The sequence below is a fragment of the Rhizobacter sp. Root404 genome, from assembly GCF_001425865.1.
In the GTDB taxonomy this organism is placed as follows: Bacteria; Pseudomonadota; Gammaproteobacteria; order Burkholderiales; family Burkholderiaceae_C; genus LMDS01.
In genome coordinates, this window is record NZ_LMDS01000005.1 from 472,471 (window position 1) to 488,661 (window position 16,191).

Annotated in this window: 16 protein-coding genes and 1 tRNA gene; 16 read left to right on the top strand and 1 reads right to left on the bottom strand. The window is 67.3% G+C overall.

Annotated features, from left to right (window positions below; genetic code table 11):
- Together ASC76_RS16365 and tsaD are read left to right on the top strand one after the other, a co-directional pair.
- Entirely contained in the window at positions 1 to 2,151 is a 2,151-nt protein-coding gene (locus tag ASC76_RS16365; protein ID WP_056468587.1) for a peptidase domain-containing ABC transporter, read from the top strand.
- A 41-nt stretch (positions 2,152 to 2,192) separates the two neighbouring features.
- Entirely contained in the window at positions 2,193 to 3,221 is a 1,029-nt protein-coding gene (gene tsaD / locus ASC76_RS16370; protein ID WP_056468590.1) for a tRNA (adenosine(37)-N6)-threonylcarbamoyltransferase complex transferase subunit TsaD, read from the top strand.
- A 10-nt stretch (positions 3,222 to 3,231) separates the two neighbouring features.
- On the opposite strand, the gene ASC76_RS16375 is transcribed toward tsaD, so the two are convergent.
- A complete protein-coding gene (locus tag ASC76_RS16375; RefSeq protein ID WP_056468593.1) occupies positions 3,232 to 3,696 on the bottom strand; it encodes an Hsp20/alpha crystallin family protein in 465 nt (154 codons plus the stop codon).
- Positions 3,697 to 3,825: 129 nt separating this feature from the next.
- Here ASC76_RS16375 and ASC76_RS16380 point away from each other — a divergent pair, with 129 nt between their 5' ends.
- The 14 genes from ASC76_RS16380 (at position 3,826) to nuoF (ending at position 16,190) form a co-directional block, all read left to right on the top strand.
- Positions 3,826 to 5,073 (top strand): branched-chain amino acid ABC transporter substrate-binding protein, encoded by a 1,248-nt coding sequence (locus ASC76_RS16380; RefSeq protein WP_256364463.1) that lies wholly within the window; start codon positions 3,826 to 3,828, stop codon positions 5,071 to 5,073.
- Complete coding sequence (locus ASC76_RS16385; RefSeq protein WP_056468598.1) at positions 5,073 to 6,224, top strand: pyridoxal phosphate-dependent aminotransferase; 1,152 nt, start codon at positions 5,073 to 5,075, stop codon at positions 6,222 to 6,224. The genes ASC76_RS16380 and ASC76_RS16385 overlap by 1 nt, the downstream gene beginning before the upstream one ends.
- A gap of 193 nt (positions 6,225 to 6,417) precedes the next feature.
- Positions 6,418 to 6,687 (top strand): 30S ribosomal protein S15, encoded by a 270-nt coding sequence (rpsO, locus tag ASC76_RS16390; RefSeq protein ID WP_056468601.1) that lies wholly within the window; start codon positions 6,418 to 6,420, stop codon positions 6,685 to 6,687.
- Positions 6,688 to 6,890: 203 nt separating this feature from the next.
- On the top strand, positions 6,891 to 9,023 hold the full coding sequence (pnp, locus tag ASC76_RS16395) for a polyribonucleotide nucleotidyltransferase (RefSeq protein WP_056468605.1): 2,133 nt from the start codon (positions 6,891 to 6,893) through the stop codon (positions 9,021 to 9,023).
- A 10-nt stretch (positions 9,024 to 9,033) separates the two neighbouring features.
- A complete protein-coding gene (locus ASC76_RS16400) occupies positions 9,034 to 10,020 on the top strand; it encodes an NAD(P)H-quinone oxidoreductase (RefSeq protein ID WP_056468608.1) in 987 nt (328 codons plus the stop codon).
- A 26-nt stretch (positions 10,021 to 10,046) separates the two neighbouring features.
- Entirely contained in the window at positions 10,047 to 10,787 is a 741-nt protein-coding gene (gene tpiA, locus ASC76_RS16405) for a triose-phosphate isomerase (protein WP_056470976.1), read from the top strand.
- Between the two features lie 43 nt (positions 10,788 to 10,830).
- Positions 10,831 to 11,259 (top strand): preprotein translocase subunit SecG, encoded by a 429-nt coding sequence (gene secG, locus ASC76_RS16410; protein WP_056468612.1) that lies wholly within the window; start codon positions 10,831 to 10,833, stop codon positions 11,257 to 11,259.
- Between the two features lie 171 nt (positions 11,260 to 11,430).
- Positions 11,431 to 11,515: transfer RNA gene (locus ASC76_RS16415), tRNA-Leu, on the top strand.
- Positions 11,516 to 11,608: 93 nt separating this feature from the next.
- Positions 11,609 to 11,968, top strand: coding sequence for an NADH-quinone oxidoreductase subunit A (locus tag ASC76_RS16420; protein WP_056468614.1), 360 nt, complete (start codon positions 11,609 to 11,611; stop codon positions 11,966 to 11,968).
- A gap of 27 nt (positions 11,969 to 11,995) precedes the next feature.
- Positions 11,996 to 12,475 carry an NADH-quinone oxidoreductase subunit B family protein gene (locus ASC76_RS16425; protein ID WP_056468617.1) on the top strand — a complete coding sequence of 160 codons (480 nt, stop codon included), beginning with the start codon at positions 11,996 to 11,998 and terminating at the stop codon, positions 12,473 to 12,475.
- Positions 12,472 to 13,065 carry an NADH-quinone oxidoreductase subunit C gene (locus ASC76_RS16430; protein WP_056468620.1) on the top strand — a complete coding sequence of 198 codons (594 nt, stop codon included), beginning with the start codon at positions 12,472 to 12,474 and terminating at the stop codon, positions 13,063 to 13,065. The genes ASC76_RS16425 and ASC76_RS16430 overlap by 4 nt, the downstream gene beginning before the upstream one ends.
- Before the next feature lie 25 nt (positions 13,066 to 13,090).
- On the top strand, positions 13,091 to 14,344 hold the full coding sequence (locus ASC76_RS16435) for an NADH-quinone oxidoreductase subunit D (protein WP_056468624.1): 1,254 nt from the start codon (positions 13,091 to 13,093) through the stop codon (positions 14,342 to 14,344).
- Positions 14,341 to 14,826, top strand: coding sequence for an NAD(P)H-dependent oxidoreductase subunit E (nuoE, locus tag ASC76_RS16440; RefSeq protein WP_056468627.1), 486 nt, complete (start codon positions 14,341 to 14,343; stop codon positions 14,824 to 14,826). The genes ASC76_RS16435 and nuoE overlap by 4 nt, the downstream gene beginning before the upstream one ends.
- Entirely contained in the window at positions 14,823 to 16,190 is a 1,368-nt protein-coding gene (gene nuoF / locus ASC76_RS16445; protein WP_056468629.1) for an NADH-quinone oxidoreductase subunit NuoF, read from the top strand. The genes nuoE and nuoF overlap by 4 nt, the downstream gene beginning before the upstream one ends.
- Position 16,191: the final 1 nt, after the last annotated feature.

Consider the following 16,191-nt stretch of genomic DNA (forward strand, 5'->3'; position numbering starts at 1 on the left):
ATGTCGCCGCCCCGCTGGCTCGAAGGACTGCGCATCGGCATCGGTGCCAGCCGCCTGCCGATGGTGCTGCAGACCGAGGCCGCCGAATGCGGACTGGCCTGCATCGCGATGGTCGCCGCGCACCACGGGCTGGACAGCGATCTGCCGAGCCTGCGCCAGCGTTTCCCGATGTCGCTGAAGGGCTCGACGATGGCCGACCTGGTGCGCCTGGCCGGGAGCCTGCAGTTCAACTCGCGCGCGCTGCGGGCCGAGATGGCACACCTGCCCGGTCTGGTGCTGCCGTGCATCCTGCACTGGGACCTGAATCACTTCGTGGTGTTGAAAGAGGTGCACCGCGGCGTCGCGGTGATCCACGATCCGGCGCGCGGGGTGCGGCGCCTGTCGCTCGCCGAGGTGTCGAAGCACTTCACCGGCGTGGTGCTCGAGCTGACGCCGCAGGCCGAATTCAAGCCGCACACCGAGCGCCAGACCGTGACGCTGCGCCAGCTGCTCGGCCGCGTCACCGGGCTGCGGCGCTCGCTGCTGCAGATCTTCGCGCTCGCGCTGGCGCTCGAGGCGTTCCTGCTGCTGACGCCGTTCTTCATGCAGTGGGTGGTCGACAGCGTGCTCGTCAGCCTCGACCGCGACCTGCTCGTCACGCTCGGGGTGGGTTTCGGGCTGCTGGTGCTGTTCCAGGTGGCCACTGGCGCGATCCGCTCGTGGGCCGTGCTGCACCTGTCGACGACGCTGAACCTGCAGTGGCTCGCGAACGTGTTCGCGCACCTGATGCGGCTGCCGGTTTCCTGGTTCGAGAAGCGCCACACCGGCGACGTGATGTCGCGCTTCGGCGCGATCCAGAAGATCCAGCAGACGCTCACCACCAGCTTCATCGAAGCCGTGCTCGACGGGTTGCTGGTGGTCGTGACGCTGGCGATGATGGCGGTCTACAGCACCACGCTGACCGCGATCGCCGTCGTCGCCGTCCTCGTCTACGCCGCATTGCGCTGGGCGTTCTTCCGCCCGCTGCGCGATGCGACCGAGGAATCGATCATCTTCGAGGCAAAGCGCGCCAGCCACTTCCTCGAATCGCTGCGCGGCGTGCAGTCCATCAAGCTGTTCAACCGCCAGGAAGACCGCCAGGCGAGGTTCATGAACCTGGTCGTCGATTCGATGAATGCGAACATCGCGACGCGCAAGCTCGACCTGGCATTCAGCGTCGGCCACAAGCTGGTGTTCGGCATCGAGCGGGTCGCGATCGTCTGGGTCGGTGCGCTGCTCGTGATGGACCGCAGCTTCTCGATCGGCATGCTGTTCGCGTTCATCGCCTACAAGGAGCAGTTCGCCACTCGCATCAGCGGCCTGATCGACAAGTGGGTCGAGGTCCGCATGCTGAAGCTGCAGGGCGAGCGCCTGGCCGACATCGTGCTCACCGCGCCCGAGCCGCAGCTCGAGTTCGGCGCGCCGCTCGACGACGCGCCGGTCCGCCTGGAGTTGCGCGGCGTCCAGTTCGCGTACGCCGAATCCGAGCCGGCGGTGCTGCGCGGTCTGAGCCTGCAGATCGAGCCGGGCGAATCGGTCGCGATCGTCGGACCGTCGGGCTGCGGCAAGACGACGCTGCTGAAGCTGATGCTGGGCGTGCACACGCCGCAGGCCGGCGAGATCCGCGTCGGCGGTGTGCCGCTGGCGCGGGTCGGGCTGCGCGCCTGGCGCGACATGATCGGCACCGTGATGCAGGACGACCAGCTGTTCGCCGGCTCGATCGGCGACAACATCAGCTTCTTCGACCCGCAGGCCGATCCGCACTGGATCGCCGAATGCGCCCGCACCGCCGCGGTGATCGACGAGATCGAGGCGATGCCGATGGGCTTCCACACCTTGATCGGCGACATGGGCGCCAGCATCTCGGGTGGCCAGCGGCAGCGCATCCTGCTCGCCCGGGCGCTCTACAAGCGGCCGAAGATCCTGTTCCTCGACGAGGCAACCAGCGCGCTCGACGTCGAGCGCGAGCGCGAAGTGAACCAGGGCATTCGGCGCCTGCAGCTCACGCGCATCATCGTCGCGCACCGCCCGGAGACGATCGCCTCCGCGAGCCGCGTGATCGTGCTGAACGACGGCAAGGTCGCGCAGGACCTGCGCAGCGTGCCCGGCGGCGGCAACACCCACGCGAGGTGACGGTCGGGCGGCACCGGACCGTGCCACCTAAACTCCCGCTCATGAACATCCTGGGAATCGAATCGTCCTGCGACGAGACCGGCGTGGCGCTGGTCGAGGCGGCGGGCGAGGGCACGCCGCGACTGCGCGCCCATGCGCTGCACAGCCAGATCGACATGCACCAGGCCTATGGCGGCGTGGTGCCCGAACTGGCCTCGCGGGACCACATCCGGCGCGTGCTGCCGCTGGCCCGTCAGGTGATGAGCGAAGCGGGTGCGACCCTGGGCGATGTGGACTATGTCGCGTTCACGCGCGGTCCGGGTCTGGCCGGCGCACTGCTGGTGGGCGCCGGCGTGGCCAGCGCACTCGCGGCGGCGCTGCAACGGCCGGCAATCGGCGTGCACCACCTCGAAGGGCACCTGCTCTCGCCGTTCCTGTCGGTGGACCCGCCGCAGTTCCCGTTCGTCGCGCTGCTTGTTTCCGGCGGCCACACGCAATTGATGCGGGTCGACGATGTCGGCCGGTACGCGCTGCTCGGCGAGACGATCGACGATGCAGCCGGTGAGGCCTTCGACAAGTCCGCCAAGTTGCTGGGACTCGGCTACCCCGGTGGACCGGCGCTGGCGCGGCTGGCGGAATTCGGCGATGCGAGTGGGTTCGAGTTGCCGCGGCCGCTGCTGCACAGCGGCAACCTGGATTTCTCGTTCGCTGGATTGAAGACAGCGGTGCGCACGCAGGTCATGAAGCTCGGCAATGTCTGCGAGCAGGACAAGGCCAATCTCGCCGCGGCGACGCAGCAGGCCATCGTCGACGTGCTGGTGCGCAAATCGCTGCAGGCGCTGCGCGCGACGGGGTGCGCGCGGATCGTCGTGGCCGGTGGCGTCGGTGCCAATGCACGCTTGCGTGAGCAACTGGATGCCGAATGCGCGAAGGGCCAGATCCGGGTCCATTACCCGGAACTGGCGCTGTGCACCGACAACGGGGCGATGATCGCGCTCGCTGCGGCGATGCGGTTGCAACGCGGCAGCGCCGCCGAGTCGACCGACTACGCGTTCAACGTGTTGCCGCGCTGGCCGCTGATGGCGGCCTGAGGGTCGGCCCTCAGTTGATCGCGATCTGGGTGGCGCCGGCCTTCACCTTCTTCGCGAGCGTCAGCGTCAGCACGCCGTTCTCGACTTTCGCCTGAGAGGCAGCCTGGTCGACCTCGGCCGGCAGGCTCACGGTACGAGCATAGCGCGCGACGCTGCGTTCGCGGTAGAGCGAGCGCGATGCCGCGTCGGCCTGAGGAGCGTCGGCAGCGCCCTCGGCGGCGGCATCGGCCTTCGGGACATCGACGGTCTCGATGCTGACGCGACGACCTTCGACCGAGACCTTCAGCTGCTCGCGGGTGACGCCGGGCACGTCGAACGCGACGATGTAGGCGGCGTCGGTCTCGCTGACGTCGAGTGCCGGCGTGCGCGAAGTCTCGGCGACGACGGCGTTGCGGAAGAAGCGGTCGAACGAGTCGTCGACGACGCGGCCGAAGGCAGCGCGCGAGTGGGTGCGGGACAGGGGCAGAACGAACATGAGAGGCTCCTACAATCGGGTTTCGAAGCTGCACCGTGCAGCCGCCATGCCGCTGAATTTGGAGCGGCATTTTTGTTTTCAAGGGCCTTGAAATTGCTGAAGCTGCGAAGAGTGTTGGGCGCCTGCGCGCTGTTGTCGAGCTTGTTCTTCGGGGGCGCACACGCCGCACCCGAGCCGATCCGCATCGCGATGATCGAGGGCCTGTCGGGCCCGTTCGGCAACGCCGGCGAGGCGGTCCATCGCAACCTGCTGATCGCGGTGGAGCGCGTCAACGCTCGCGGCGGCGTCAGGTTGTCGGGCGGTGCGCGGCCGCTCGAACTGCTGCGCTTCGACAGCAAGGGCAGCAACGAGGAGACGCTGGCGATGCTGAAGTCGGCGCTCGATCGGCGCGTCGCTTTCGTGATGCAGGGCAACAGCTCGGCCGCCGCGGCGGTGCTCATCGATGCGCTGAACAAGCACAACGCGCGCGAGCCGGAGCGGCGCGCGCTGTTCCTCAACTACTCGGCGGTCGACCCGGCGCTGACGAACGAGAAGTGCAGCTTCTGGCATTTCCGCTTCGATGCGCATGCCGACATGCGGCTGGCCGCGCTGACCGACGTGCTGCGCGACGATCGGCGCATCGACAAGGTGTACCTGATCGGCCAGGACTACAGCTTCGGTCAGCAGGTGGCCAAGCAGGCGCGTGCGAGCCTGCTGGCCAAGCGGCCGGACATCCGGATCGTCGGCGACGAACTGCACCCGCTCGGTCGGGTGAAGGACTTCCTGCCTTACGCCGCGAAGATCAAGGCCAGTGGCGCGCAGGCGGTGCTGACCGGCAACTGGGGCAACGACCTGACGCTGCTGATCAAGGCGGCGCGCGAGGCAGGCGTCGACGCGCGCTTCTATACCTTCTACGGCAACGCGCTCGGCGCGCCGGCTGCGATCGGCGACGCCGGAGTCGACCGCGTGCTGGCGGTGGCCGAGTGGCACCCGAACGTCGGCGGCGCGGCGTCTGAGCGGTTCTACGCCCGCTTCCGCGAACGCTTCCCGAAGCCGGCTGACGACTACGTGCATGCGCGGATGCAGGTGATGGTCGAGATGCTGGCCGGCGCGATCGAGCGCGCGCGCAGCACCGATGCGGTCGCGGTCGCGCAGGCGCTCGAAGGCATGAGCGTCGATCGGGCCACCCTGGGTGGGCTGCACGAGGGCACGATGCGGGCGGCCGATCATCAGTTCATCCAGCCGCTGTACGTCAGCGTGATGGAGCGGGCCGGTAGCGCCGACGTGCCGCACGACAATGAGGGCTCCGGCTTCGGCTTCCGCACGGTGCGGCGCTTCGAGCCGCGCCAGACCGAGCAGGCGACCACCTGCCAGATGCAACGCCCCGAAGGACCTTGATGCGCGACGTGATCGAACAACTCCCTGCCTCGAAGATCCGCGAGGTCGCGAACGCGGGCCTCGGCCGCGCCGACGTGCTGCCGTTCTGGTTCGGCGAGAGCGACGAACCGACGCCGGCCTTCATCCGCGACGCCGCGATCCGCTCGCTGAACGACGGCGAGACCTTCTACGCGCACAACCTCGGCTTGCCCGAGTTGCGCGAGGCGCTGGCGGCCTACGCATCGGCGTTGCACGGGCCGATCGATGCCGGCCGCATCGCAGTCACCTCGTCGGGCGTGAACGCGCTGATGCTGGCGATGCAGGCGCTCGCCGGCGCGGGCGACGAGGTGGTCGTCGTCGTCCCGGTGTGGCCGAACCTGACCGCGCAGCCGGCGATCCTCGGCGCGAACGTCAAGCGCGTGTCGTTGACGGTGAGGGCGGGCGCCTGGCAGCTCGACCTGGCCCAGCTGCTCGACGCGGTGACGCCGCAGACCAGGGTGCTGCTGGTCAACGCCCCCAACAACCCGACCGGCTGGACGCTGACCCGCGCCGAGCAGCAAGCGATCCTCGCGCATTGCCGGCGCACCGGCACCTGGATCATCGCGGACGAGGTGTACGAGCGCGTCTACTTCGCGCCCGGGGCCGCCTGCGCGCCGAGCTTCCGCGACGTGGCGCAGCCCGACGACCGGCTGGTCGTCGCGCACAGCTTTTCGAAGAGCTTCCTGATGACCGGCTGGCGGCTCGGCTGGCTGGTGTTGCCGCCGGCACTGGTGCCGGCGATGGGCAAGCTGATCGAGTTCAACACCTCCTGTGCGCCGGTGTTCGTGCAGCGCGCGGGGCTGGCCGGGCTGGCCGGCGCGGCGGATTTCGTTCCCGGCCTGATCGGGCGGCTCAAGCACTGCCGCGACACGCTGCTGCCGCAGCTCCAGGCGCTGCCGGGCGTGCAGGTCGCGACGCCGGACGGCGGCATGTACGCGTTCTTCCGCATCGACGGCCACGACGACTCGCTGGCCCTGGCCAAGCGCCTGGTCGTCGAGGCCGGCTTGGGCCTGGCGCCCGGCGCGGCGTTCGGCGACGAGGCCGAGGGCTGGCTGCGCTGGTGCTTCGCCTCGCGCGACCCGTTACGTCTGACGCAGGGGGTGGGGCGCCTGAAGTCCTTCCTCGGGCTATAATCCGCAGGTTTTGCGTTCGCACCATGGTGTGGATGCGAAACAAAGGCACGCCACTGGTCGGTTTCACCGGTGTGCGCAAGTGGAGCTCCCGGACTCGCCAAGAGAAGGGGGCGCAACCGAAACCGTGGCATTCCGCAATGGCGCTTGAACTGGCGTTTGGGGTGACTCGGTTTCATGAACTGGAAACGAGAAAATGTCCAACGCCACCATCGACAAGGCCGCCATCGTCGCGGAACACGCCCGCGGCACCGGCGACACCGGATCGCCCGAAGTGCAGGTCGCCATCCTGACGGCCCGCATCAACGACCTGACTCCGCACTTCAAGACCCACATGAAGGACCACCACGGTCGCCGGGGTCTGCTGAAGATGGTCAACCAGCGCAAGAGCCTGCTGGCCTACCTGAAGGACCGTGACGCTCCGCGTTACACCGCCCTGATCCAGAAGCTGGGTCTGCGCAAGTAAGTCAAGCGGTAGCAAGAGAGCCTGTCTGGAATTCGCCAGCACAGGCTCTTCGTTTTTCTGTCGACCCACCGTCAGGGGCAGGAACTGCTGGCGCTGCTGTGTCATTCCACCGATGTTCTCCGCAGAGAGCACCCCTGGAATGGCATCCCGCCCGAGGTTCCGCGTTCAGGGTCCGACACGACACCACAACCGGAGAGACACGCATGAGCATGTTCAACAAAGTCACCAAGACCTTCCAATGGGGTCAGCACACCGTCATTCTCGAAACCGGTGAGATCTCCCGCCAGGCGGGCGGTGCGGTCATCGTCAACATCGAGGACACGGTGGTGCTCGCGACCGTCGTCGCCGCCAAGAACCCGAAGCCGGGCCAGGACTTCTTCCCGCTGACCGTCGACTACATCGAGAAGACCTACGCCGCCGGCAAGATTCCGGGCAGCTTCTTCAAGCGCGAAGGCCGCCCGAGCGAGCTCGAGACGCTGACCTCGCGCCTGATCGACCGCCCGCTGCGCCCGCTGTTCCCGGAAGGCTTCTACAACGAGGTGCAGGTCGTCGTGCACGTGCTGTCGCTGAACCCGGAAGTTTCGGCCGACATCGCCGCGCTGATTGGTTCGTCGGCCGCGCTGGCGATCTCGGGCATCCCGTTCAGCGGCCCGGTCGGTGCCGCACGCGTCGGCTACGTCAATGGCCAGTACGTGCTGAACCCGGGCAAGACCCAGCTGCTCGACTCGAAAATGGACCTGATCGTCGCCGGCACCGAGACGGCCGTGCTGATGGTCGAATCCGAAGCGCAGCAGCTGTCCGAAGAGATCATGCTCGGCGGCGTGGTGTTCGGCCACGAGCAGAGCGTGATCGCGATCAACGCGATCCACGAGCTGGTGCGTGACGCCGGCAAACCGGCCTGGGACTGGGCCGCGCCGGCCAAGGACGAGCCGTTCATTGCCAAGGTCAAGGCCCTGGCGGACGCGCCGCTGCGCGAGGCCTACCAGATCCGCTCGAAGCAGGCCCGCACCCAGGCCACGCGCGCCGTGACCGCCGCGACCATCGCGTCGCTGCAGGGCGAAGGCGTCACGTTCGACAAGGTCGACCTCGACAACGTGCTGTTCGAGATCGAGGCCGGCATCGTGCGCAGCCAGATCCTGAACGGCGAGCCGCGCATCGACGGCCGCGACACCCGCACCGTGCGCGCGATCGAGATCCGCAACGGCGTGCTGCCGCGCGCCCACGGCTCGGCGCTGTTCACCCGCGGCGAGACGCAGGCGCTGGTCGCCGCCACGCTCGGCACCGCGCGCGACGCGCAGAAGATCGATGCACTCGCCGGCGAGTACACCGAGCACTTCATGCTGCACTACAACATGCCGCCGTTCGCCACCGGCGAGACCGGCCGCGTCGGCACGCCGAAGCGTCGCGAGATCGGCCACGGCCGTCTGGCCAAGCGCGCGCTGGTCGCGGTGCTGCCGAGCCAGGCCGACTTCCCGTACTCGATGCGCGTGGTCTCCGAGATCACCGAGTCGAACGGTTCGTCGTCGATGGCCTCGGTCTGCGGCGGCTGCCTGGCGCTGATGGACGCGGGCGTGCCGCTGAAGGCGCACGTCGCCGGCATCGCGATGGGCCTGATCAAGGACGGCAACCGCTTCGCGGTGCTGACCGATATCCTGGGCGACGAGGATCACCTCGGCGACATGGACTTCAAGGTCGCCGGCACCACCGCCGGCATCACCGCGCTGCAGATGGACATCAAGATCCAGGGCATCACCAAGGAGATCATGCAGGTCGCGCTGGCGCAGGCCAAGGAAGCACGCCTGCACATCCTCGGCAAGATGACCGAAGCGATGAGCGGTGCCAACACCGAGGTCTCGCAGTTCGCTCCGCGCCTGTACTCGATGAAGATCAACCCGGAGAAGATCCGCGACATCATCGGCAAGGGCGGCGCGACCATCCGCGCGCTGACGGAAGAAACCGGCTGCACGATCGACATCGGCGAAGACGGCACGATCACGATCGCCTCGACCGATGCCGACAAGGCCGCGTTCGCGAAGAAGCGCATCGAGGAGATCACCGCGGAAGTCGAGATCGGCAAGGTCTACGAGGGCCCGATCACGAAGATCCTGGACTTCGGCGCGCTCGTGAACCTGATGCCGGGCAAGGACGGCCTGCTGCACATCAGTCAGATCGCGCACCAGCGCGTCGAGAAGGTCACCGACTTCCTGAAGGAAGGCCAGATCGTCAAGGTCAAGGTGCTCGAGACCGACGAGAAGGGCCGCGTCAAGCTGTCGATGAAGGCGCTGATCGACCGCGACGCGCAGCCGCAGTTCGCGCCGGCGCCTGTCCAAGAGTAATCGGCGCCCCATGAGAGCCATCGAGATCGCGTCGTTCGGCGGGCCCGAGGTGCTTCGTGAGGTGACTCGCCCGGACCCGGTCGCGGGTGCGGGCGAGGCGCTGATCCGCGTCGCGGCGTCGGGCGTCAACCGGCCCGACGTGCTGCAGCGCAAGGGCCTGTATCCGGTGCCGCCGGGTGCGTCCGATCTGCCGGGCCTGGAGATCGCGGGCGTGATCGAGGCCGGCGACGCGCAGGCGCTCGCGGCTGCGGGCCTGAAGGTCGGCGACCGCGTGTGTGCGCTGGTGGCCGGTGGTGGCTATGCGGAACGCTGCGTCGCGCCGGTCGGGCAGTGCCTGCCGGTGCCGAAGGGGCTGAGCGACATCGAGGCCGCCAGCATGCCGGAGACCTTCTTCACCGTCTGGTCGAACGTGTTCGACCGCGCGAAGCTGAAGGCCGGTGAGACCCTGCTGATCCAGGGTGGCTCCAGCGGCATCGGCGTCACTGCGATCCAGATCGCGAAGGCTGCGGGAGCGACCGTGATCGTCACCGCGGGCAGCGACGACAAGTGCGCAGCCTGCATGCAACTTGGCGCCGATCAAGCGATCAACTATCGACAGACCGACTTCGTCGCGGAGGCAATGCGCCTCACGGCGGGCCGCGGCGTCGATGTGGTGCTCGACATGGTGGCGGGCGACTACGTCGCGCGTGAGCTGAAGTGCCTGGCCGAGGATGGCCGGGTGGTGATCATCGCCGTGCAGGGCGGGGTGGATGCACAGATCGATGCCGGCGTCGTGCTGCGCAAACGGCTGACGATCACCGGCTCGACGCTGCGGCCCCGGCCGATCGCGTTCAAGGCGGCGATCGCCGCGGCGCTGCGCGCGACGGTGTGGCCGTGGCTCGAATCCGGCGCGATCAAGCCGGTGATCTTCAAGGTGTTTCCGGCCGCGCAGGCGGCCGCGGCGCACACGCTGATGGAATCGAACGAGCACATCGGCAAGCTGGTGCTGGAGTGGTGATGGTGCAAATTTCGGAGGCTTCGGCCATGCGTCGCAAACTCGTCGTCGGCAACTGGAAGATGAACGGCAACCGCGCCACCAACGCGGAGCTGCTGGCCGGCCTGAAGGCCGCCGGGCCGTGGGTCGCCGAGGTGGCGGTCTGCGTGCCGAGTCCGTACCTGGGCGACGTCGCGCTGTCGCTGCAAGGCGAAGCGATCGGCTGGGGCGCGCAGGACGTGTCGGCGTACGAATCGGGCGCCTACACCGGCGAGGTCTCGGCCGCGATGCTGGCCGAGTTCGGCTGCCGCTACGCGTTGGCCGGTCACTCCGAGCGCCGTGCCTATCACGCCGAGAGCGACCAGGCTGTGGCCGACAAGGCCAAGGCCGCACTGGCGCACCGCATCACGCCGATCGTCTGCGTCGGCGAGACGCTGGCCGAGCGCGAGGCCGACCAAACCGCTGCGGTCGTCAAGCGTCAGCTCTCGGCGGTGATCCACACGCTCGGCCATTGCATCTCGCAGATCGTCGTCGCCTACGAGCCGGTCTGGGCGATCGGCACCGGCAAGACGGCGTCGCCCGAGCAGGCGCAGGCGGTGCATGCGCTGCTGCGTGCGCAGCTGAAGGCGGCCACCGAGCATGCCGACACGATGAAGATCCTCTATGGCGGCAGCGTCAAGGCCGACAACGCGGCCACGCTGTTCGCGCAGCCCGACATCGATGGCGGCCTGATCGGCGGCGCCTCGCTGAAGGCGGGCGATTTCGCCGCGATCTGTCGCGCAGCCGGTTGACCTCGGGGTCACCGGCGCGCCGAAGAATTTTGGAGTCAGAAGAATGAACCTGTTGTTGAACCTGGTGGTGGCGTTGCAGATCATTGCGGCGCTGGTGATGATCGGCCTGGTGCTGATCCAGCATGGCAAGGGCGCCGACATGGGCGCATCGTTCGGCAGCGGCGCGTCTGGCAGCCTGTTCGGCGCGACCGGCAGCGCGAACTTCATGTCGCGGTCGACGGCGGTCTGTGCGGCGGTGTTCTTCGCCTGCACGCTGGCGCTGGCGTTCTACTCGAACGACCGCGCCCGCCCGTCGACCGGCAGCGTGCTGGACCGCCCGGCCAGCGCCGCGCCCGCCGCGAGCGTGCCGCTGACCGGCGCCGCCCAGGTGCCCGGCGCCGCAAGTGCCCCGGCTGCCATCGCGCCTGCCGCTTCGGCCGCCGTGGCGCCAGCCCCGCAGGCATCGGGTGCGGGCGCGGTGCCGACCAAGTAAAGCCCATCACCCGCATGCCCCGCACGGGGCGTCGCCTGGTTGCTGCAGTGCAGCGCGCCCGGCGAAATTGCGGGTCTTTGAGGTTAGAATGCGAAGCTGTCCGGTGAGCGAGTCCTCATGCAATCCGGATGGTGATTCAGGCAAGAATTTCGCATCGGAAGTTCGAACTTGGCCGTCGTGGTGAAATTGGTAGACACGCTATCTTGAGGGGGTAGTGGCGAAAGCTGTGCGAGTTCGAGTCTCGCCGACGGCACCAAAATTGCTCGATCCCGAAGTGCCCCGCTCGCGCGGGTGCGTCGAGGTCGATCCGCTCCAGCTATAGCAGGCTCTCGCGGGCCTGCAGTGACCCATGAATCTGGAACCTTACCTGCCCGTCATCCTGTTCATCCTCATCGGTGCAGCAGTGGGCGTGGCGCCCCAGGTGCTCGGGTTCCTGATGGGTCCGAACCGGCCCGACAAGGCGAAGAACTCGCCGTACGAATGCGGCTTCGAGGCGTTCGAGGACGCGCGCATGAAGTTCGACGTGCGCTACTACCTCGTCGCGATCCTGTTCATCCTGTTCGACCTCGAGATCGCGTTCCTCTTCCCGTGGGCGGTGTCGCTGCGCGAGATCGGCAGCACGGGCTTCTGGGCCATGATGCTGTTCCTCGGCATCCTCGTCGTCGGCTTCGCGTACGAGTGGAAGAAGGGTGCGCTCGATTGGGAATGATCGGGCGACTGACCAGAGAGCAACAGCATGGGCATTGAAGGCGTACTCAAGGAAGGTTTCGTCACCACCAGTGTCGACACCCTGATCAACTGGTCCAAGACCGGTTCGCTGTGGCCGATGACCTTCGGCCTCGCGTGCTGCGCGGTCGAGATGATGCACGCCGGCGCGGCGCGCTACGACATCGACCGCTTCGGCATGCTGTTCCGGCCCAGTCCGCGTCAGAGCGACCTGATGATCGTCGCCGGCACGCTGTGCAACAAGATGGCGCCGGCGCTGCGCAAGGTCTACGACCAGATGGCCGAGCCGCGCTGGGTGATCTCGATGGGGTCGTGCGCCAACGGCGGCGGCTACTACCACTACAGCTACTCGGTCGTGCGCGGCTGCGATCGCATCGTGCCGGTCGACGTCTACGTGCCCGGCTGCCCGCCGACGGCCGAAGCGCTGCTCTACGGCGTGCTGCAACTGCAGGCGAAGATCCGCCGCGAGAACACGATCGCCCGCGCATGAAGATCGAAATCCTCGAGGCCGCGCTGGCGGCCGTGCTCGGCGAGCGCGCCAAGAAGCTGGTGCGCGACCGCGGCGAGCTGACCCTGACCGTAGCCGCTGCCGACTACCTGGGCGTCGCGCAGACCCTGCGCGACCATGCCGATCTGAAGTTCGAGCAGCTGATCGACCTGTGCGGCGTCGACTATTCGAGCTACCGCGACCAGGACTGGGAAGGGCCGCGCTTCTGCGTCGTCTCGCACCTGCTGTCGGTCTCGAAGAACTGGCGCGTGCGCCTGAAGGTGTTCTGTGCCGATGACGACGTGCCGATGGTCGCCTCGCTCACCGAGGTCTGGAGTTCGTGCAACTGGTTCGAGCGCGAAGCGTTCGACCTCTACGGCATCATCTTCGAAGGCCACAGCGACCTGCGCCGCATCCTGACCGACTACGGCTTCATCGGCCACCCGTTCCGCAAGGACTTCCCGGTGTCCGGTCACGTCGAGATGCGCTATGACGACGAGCAGAAGCGCGTGATCTACCAGCCGGTGACGATCGAGCCGCGCGAGATCACGCCGCGCATCATCCGCGAAGACAACTACGGCGGACTGCACTGAGCGCGCAGCGCGAGTCAGAACACTCATGGCAGACATCAAGAACTACACCCTGAACTTCGGCCCGCAGCACCCGGCCGCGCACGGTGTGCTGCGCCTCGTTCTCGAGCTCGACGGCGAGGTGATCCAGCGCGCCGACCCGCACATCGGCCTGCTGCATCGCGCGACCGAGAAGCTGGCCGAGAGCAAGACCTTCATCCAGTCGCTGCCGTACATGGACCGCCTCGACTATGTGTCGATGATGTCCAACGAGCACGCCTACTGCCTCGCGATCGAGCGGTTGCTCGGCATCGACGTCCCCATTCGCGCGCAGTACATCCGCGTGATGTTCGACGAGATCACGAGGCTGCTGAACCACCTGATGTGGCTGGGCGCGCACGGGCTGGACTGCGGTGCGATGAACATGCTCATCTACTGCTTTCGCGAGCGCGAAGATCTGTTCGACATGTACGAGGCGGTTTCCGGCGCGCGCATGCACGCCGCCTACTACCGCCCGGGGGGTGTCTACCGCGACCTGCCGGACTCGATGCCGCAGTACAAGGCGTCGAAGATCCGCAACGCCAAGTCGCTGGCGCGGATGAACGACAACCGCCAGGGCTCGCTGCTCGATTTCATCGACGACTTCTGCAGGCGCTTCCCGAAGAACGTCGACGACTACGAGACGCTGCTGACCGACAACCGCATCTGGAAGCAGCGCACCGTCGGCATCGGCGTCGTCACGCCCGAGCGCGCGTTGAACCTCGGCTTCACCGGCCCGATGCTGCGAGGCTCCGGCGTGCTGTGGGACCTGCGCAAGCACCAGCCGTACGACGTCTACGACAAGATGGATTTCGACGTGGCGCTCGGCGTCAACGGCGACACCTACGACCGCTACCTGGTGCGCGTCGAGGAGATGCGCCAGGCGAACCGCATCATCCAGCAGTGCGTGACCTGGCTGCGGGCGAACCCGGGCCCGGTCATCACCGACAACCACAAGGTGGCGCCACCGTCGCGGCTCGACATGAAGTCGGGCATGGAAGACCTGATCCATCACTTCAAGCTGTTCACCGAGGGCTTCCACGTGCCCGAGGGCGAGGCCTATGCGGCGGTCGAGCATCCGAAGGGCGAGTTCGGCATCTACATCGTCAGCGACGGCGCCAACAAGCCGTACCGGCTGAAGATTCGCCCGCCGGGCTTCCCGCACCTGGCCTCGCTCGACGAGTTGTCGCGCGGCCACATGATTGCCGACGCGGTCGCGCTGATCGGCACGATGGACATCGTTTTCGGAGAGATCGACCGATGATCGGCGACACGACCCGCGCACGCTTCGCCAAGGAAGTCGCGAAGTACCCGGCCGACCAGGCGCAGTCGGCGGTGATGGCCTGCCTGGCGATCGTCCAGCAGGAGCAGGGCCACGTGTCGCCCGAGAGCGAGAAGGCCATCGCCGAGTATCTCGGCATGCCGCCGATCGCGGTGCACGAGGTCACGACCTTCTACAACATGTACAACCAGCAGCCGCTGGGGCAGTTCAAGCTGAATGTCTGCACCAACTTGCCGTGCCAGTTGCGCGATGGCCAGCAGGCGCTCGATCACCTGTGCCACAGGCTCGGCGTCGAAGAAGGCGGCACCACGGCCGACGGCCTGTTCACGGTGCAGAAGAGCGAATGCCTGGGCGCCTGCGCCGACGCGCCGGTGATGCTGGTCAACGATCGGCAGATGGTCAGTTTCATGAGCAACGCGCGGCTGGACGAGCTCGTTGAGACACTGAAGGCGGCCAAGGCATGAAGAACGCAACGGTCGACCTCTCGAAGTTCCAGGCCACGGGCGCAGAGACTTGCTTCCACGGCAAGCACATCGGCGCGCAAATCTATGACGGCCTCGACGGCAAGAACTGGCGTCTGAAGGACTACGAGGCGCGCGGCGGCTACCAGGCGCTGCGCAAGATCCTCGAAGCCGGTGAGGGCAAGGGCATGACGCCCGAGCAGGTCATCGCCGAGGTCAAGGCCTCGGGCCTGCGCGGCCGCGGCGGCGCCGGCTTCCCGACCGGCCTGAAGTGGAGCTTCATGCCGCGCATGTACCCGGGGCCGAAGTACCTCGTCTGCAACTCGGACGAAGGCGAGCCCGGCACCTGCAAGGACCGCGACATCCTGATGTTCAACCCGCATATCGTCATCGAAGGCATGGCGATCGCGGCGTACGCGATGGGCATCAAGACAGCGTACAACTACATCCACGGCGAGATCTTCGAGGTCTACGACCGCTTCGAAGAGGCCCTCGAGGAGGCGCGCGCCGCCGGCTACCTCGGCGACAACATCGTCGGCTCGAACTTCAGCTTCCAGCTGCACGCCGCGCACGGCTTCGGCGCCTATATCTGCGGCGAGGAGACCGCGCTGCTCGAATCGCTCGAAGGCAAGAAGGGCCAGCCGCGCTTCAAGCCGCCGTTCCCGGCCAGCTACGGCCTCTACGGCAAGCCGACGACGATCAACAACACCGAGACCTTCGCGGCGGTGCCGTGGATCATCCGAAATGGCGGTGAACCGTACCTCGCGATCGGCAAGCCGAACAACGGCGGCACCAAGATCTTCTCGGTCGTCGGTGACGTCCGCAACCCTGGCAACTTTGAAGTTCCGCTCGGCACGCCGTTCAGCAAGCTGCTCGAGCTCGCCGGCGGCGTGCGCGAAGGTCGGACGCTGAAGGCGGTGATCCCGGGCGGCTCGTCGGCGCCGGTGCTGCCGGCGGCAATCATGAACGAGCTGACCATGGACTACGACGCCATCGCCAAGGCCGGCTCGATGCTCGGCTCCGGCGCGGTGATCGTGATGGACGACACCCGCTGCATGGTCAAGAGCCTGCTGCGCCTGAGCTACTTCTACATGCACGAGAGCTGCGGCCAGTGCACGCCGTGCCGCGAGGGCACCGGCTGGCTCTACCGCATGGTCGACCGCATCGCCAAGGGCGAGGGCCGCATGCAGGACATCGACCTGCTGAACTCCGTGTCCGACAACATCCAGGGCCGCACGATCTGCGCATTGGGCGACGCCGCGGCGATGCCGGTGCGCGCGATGATCAAGCACTTCCGCGACGAGTTCGTCCACCTCATCGAGCACAAGACCCCGAAGGTCGCGGCACCGGTCGCGGTCACCGCGTAAA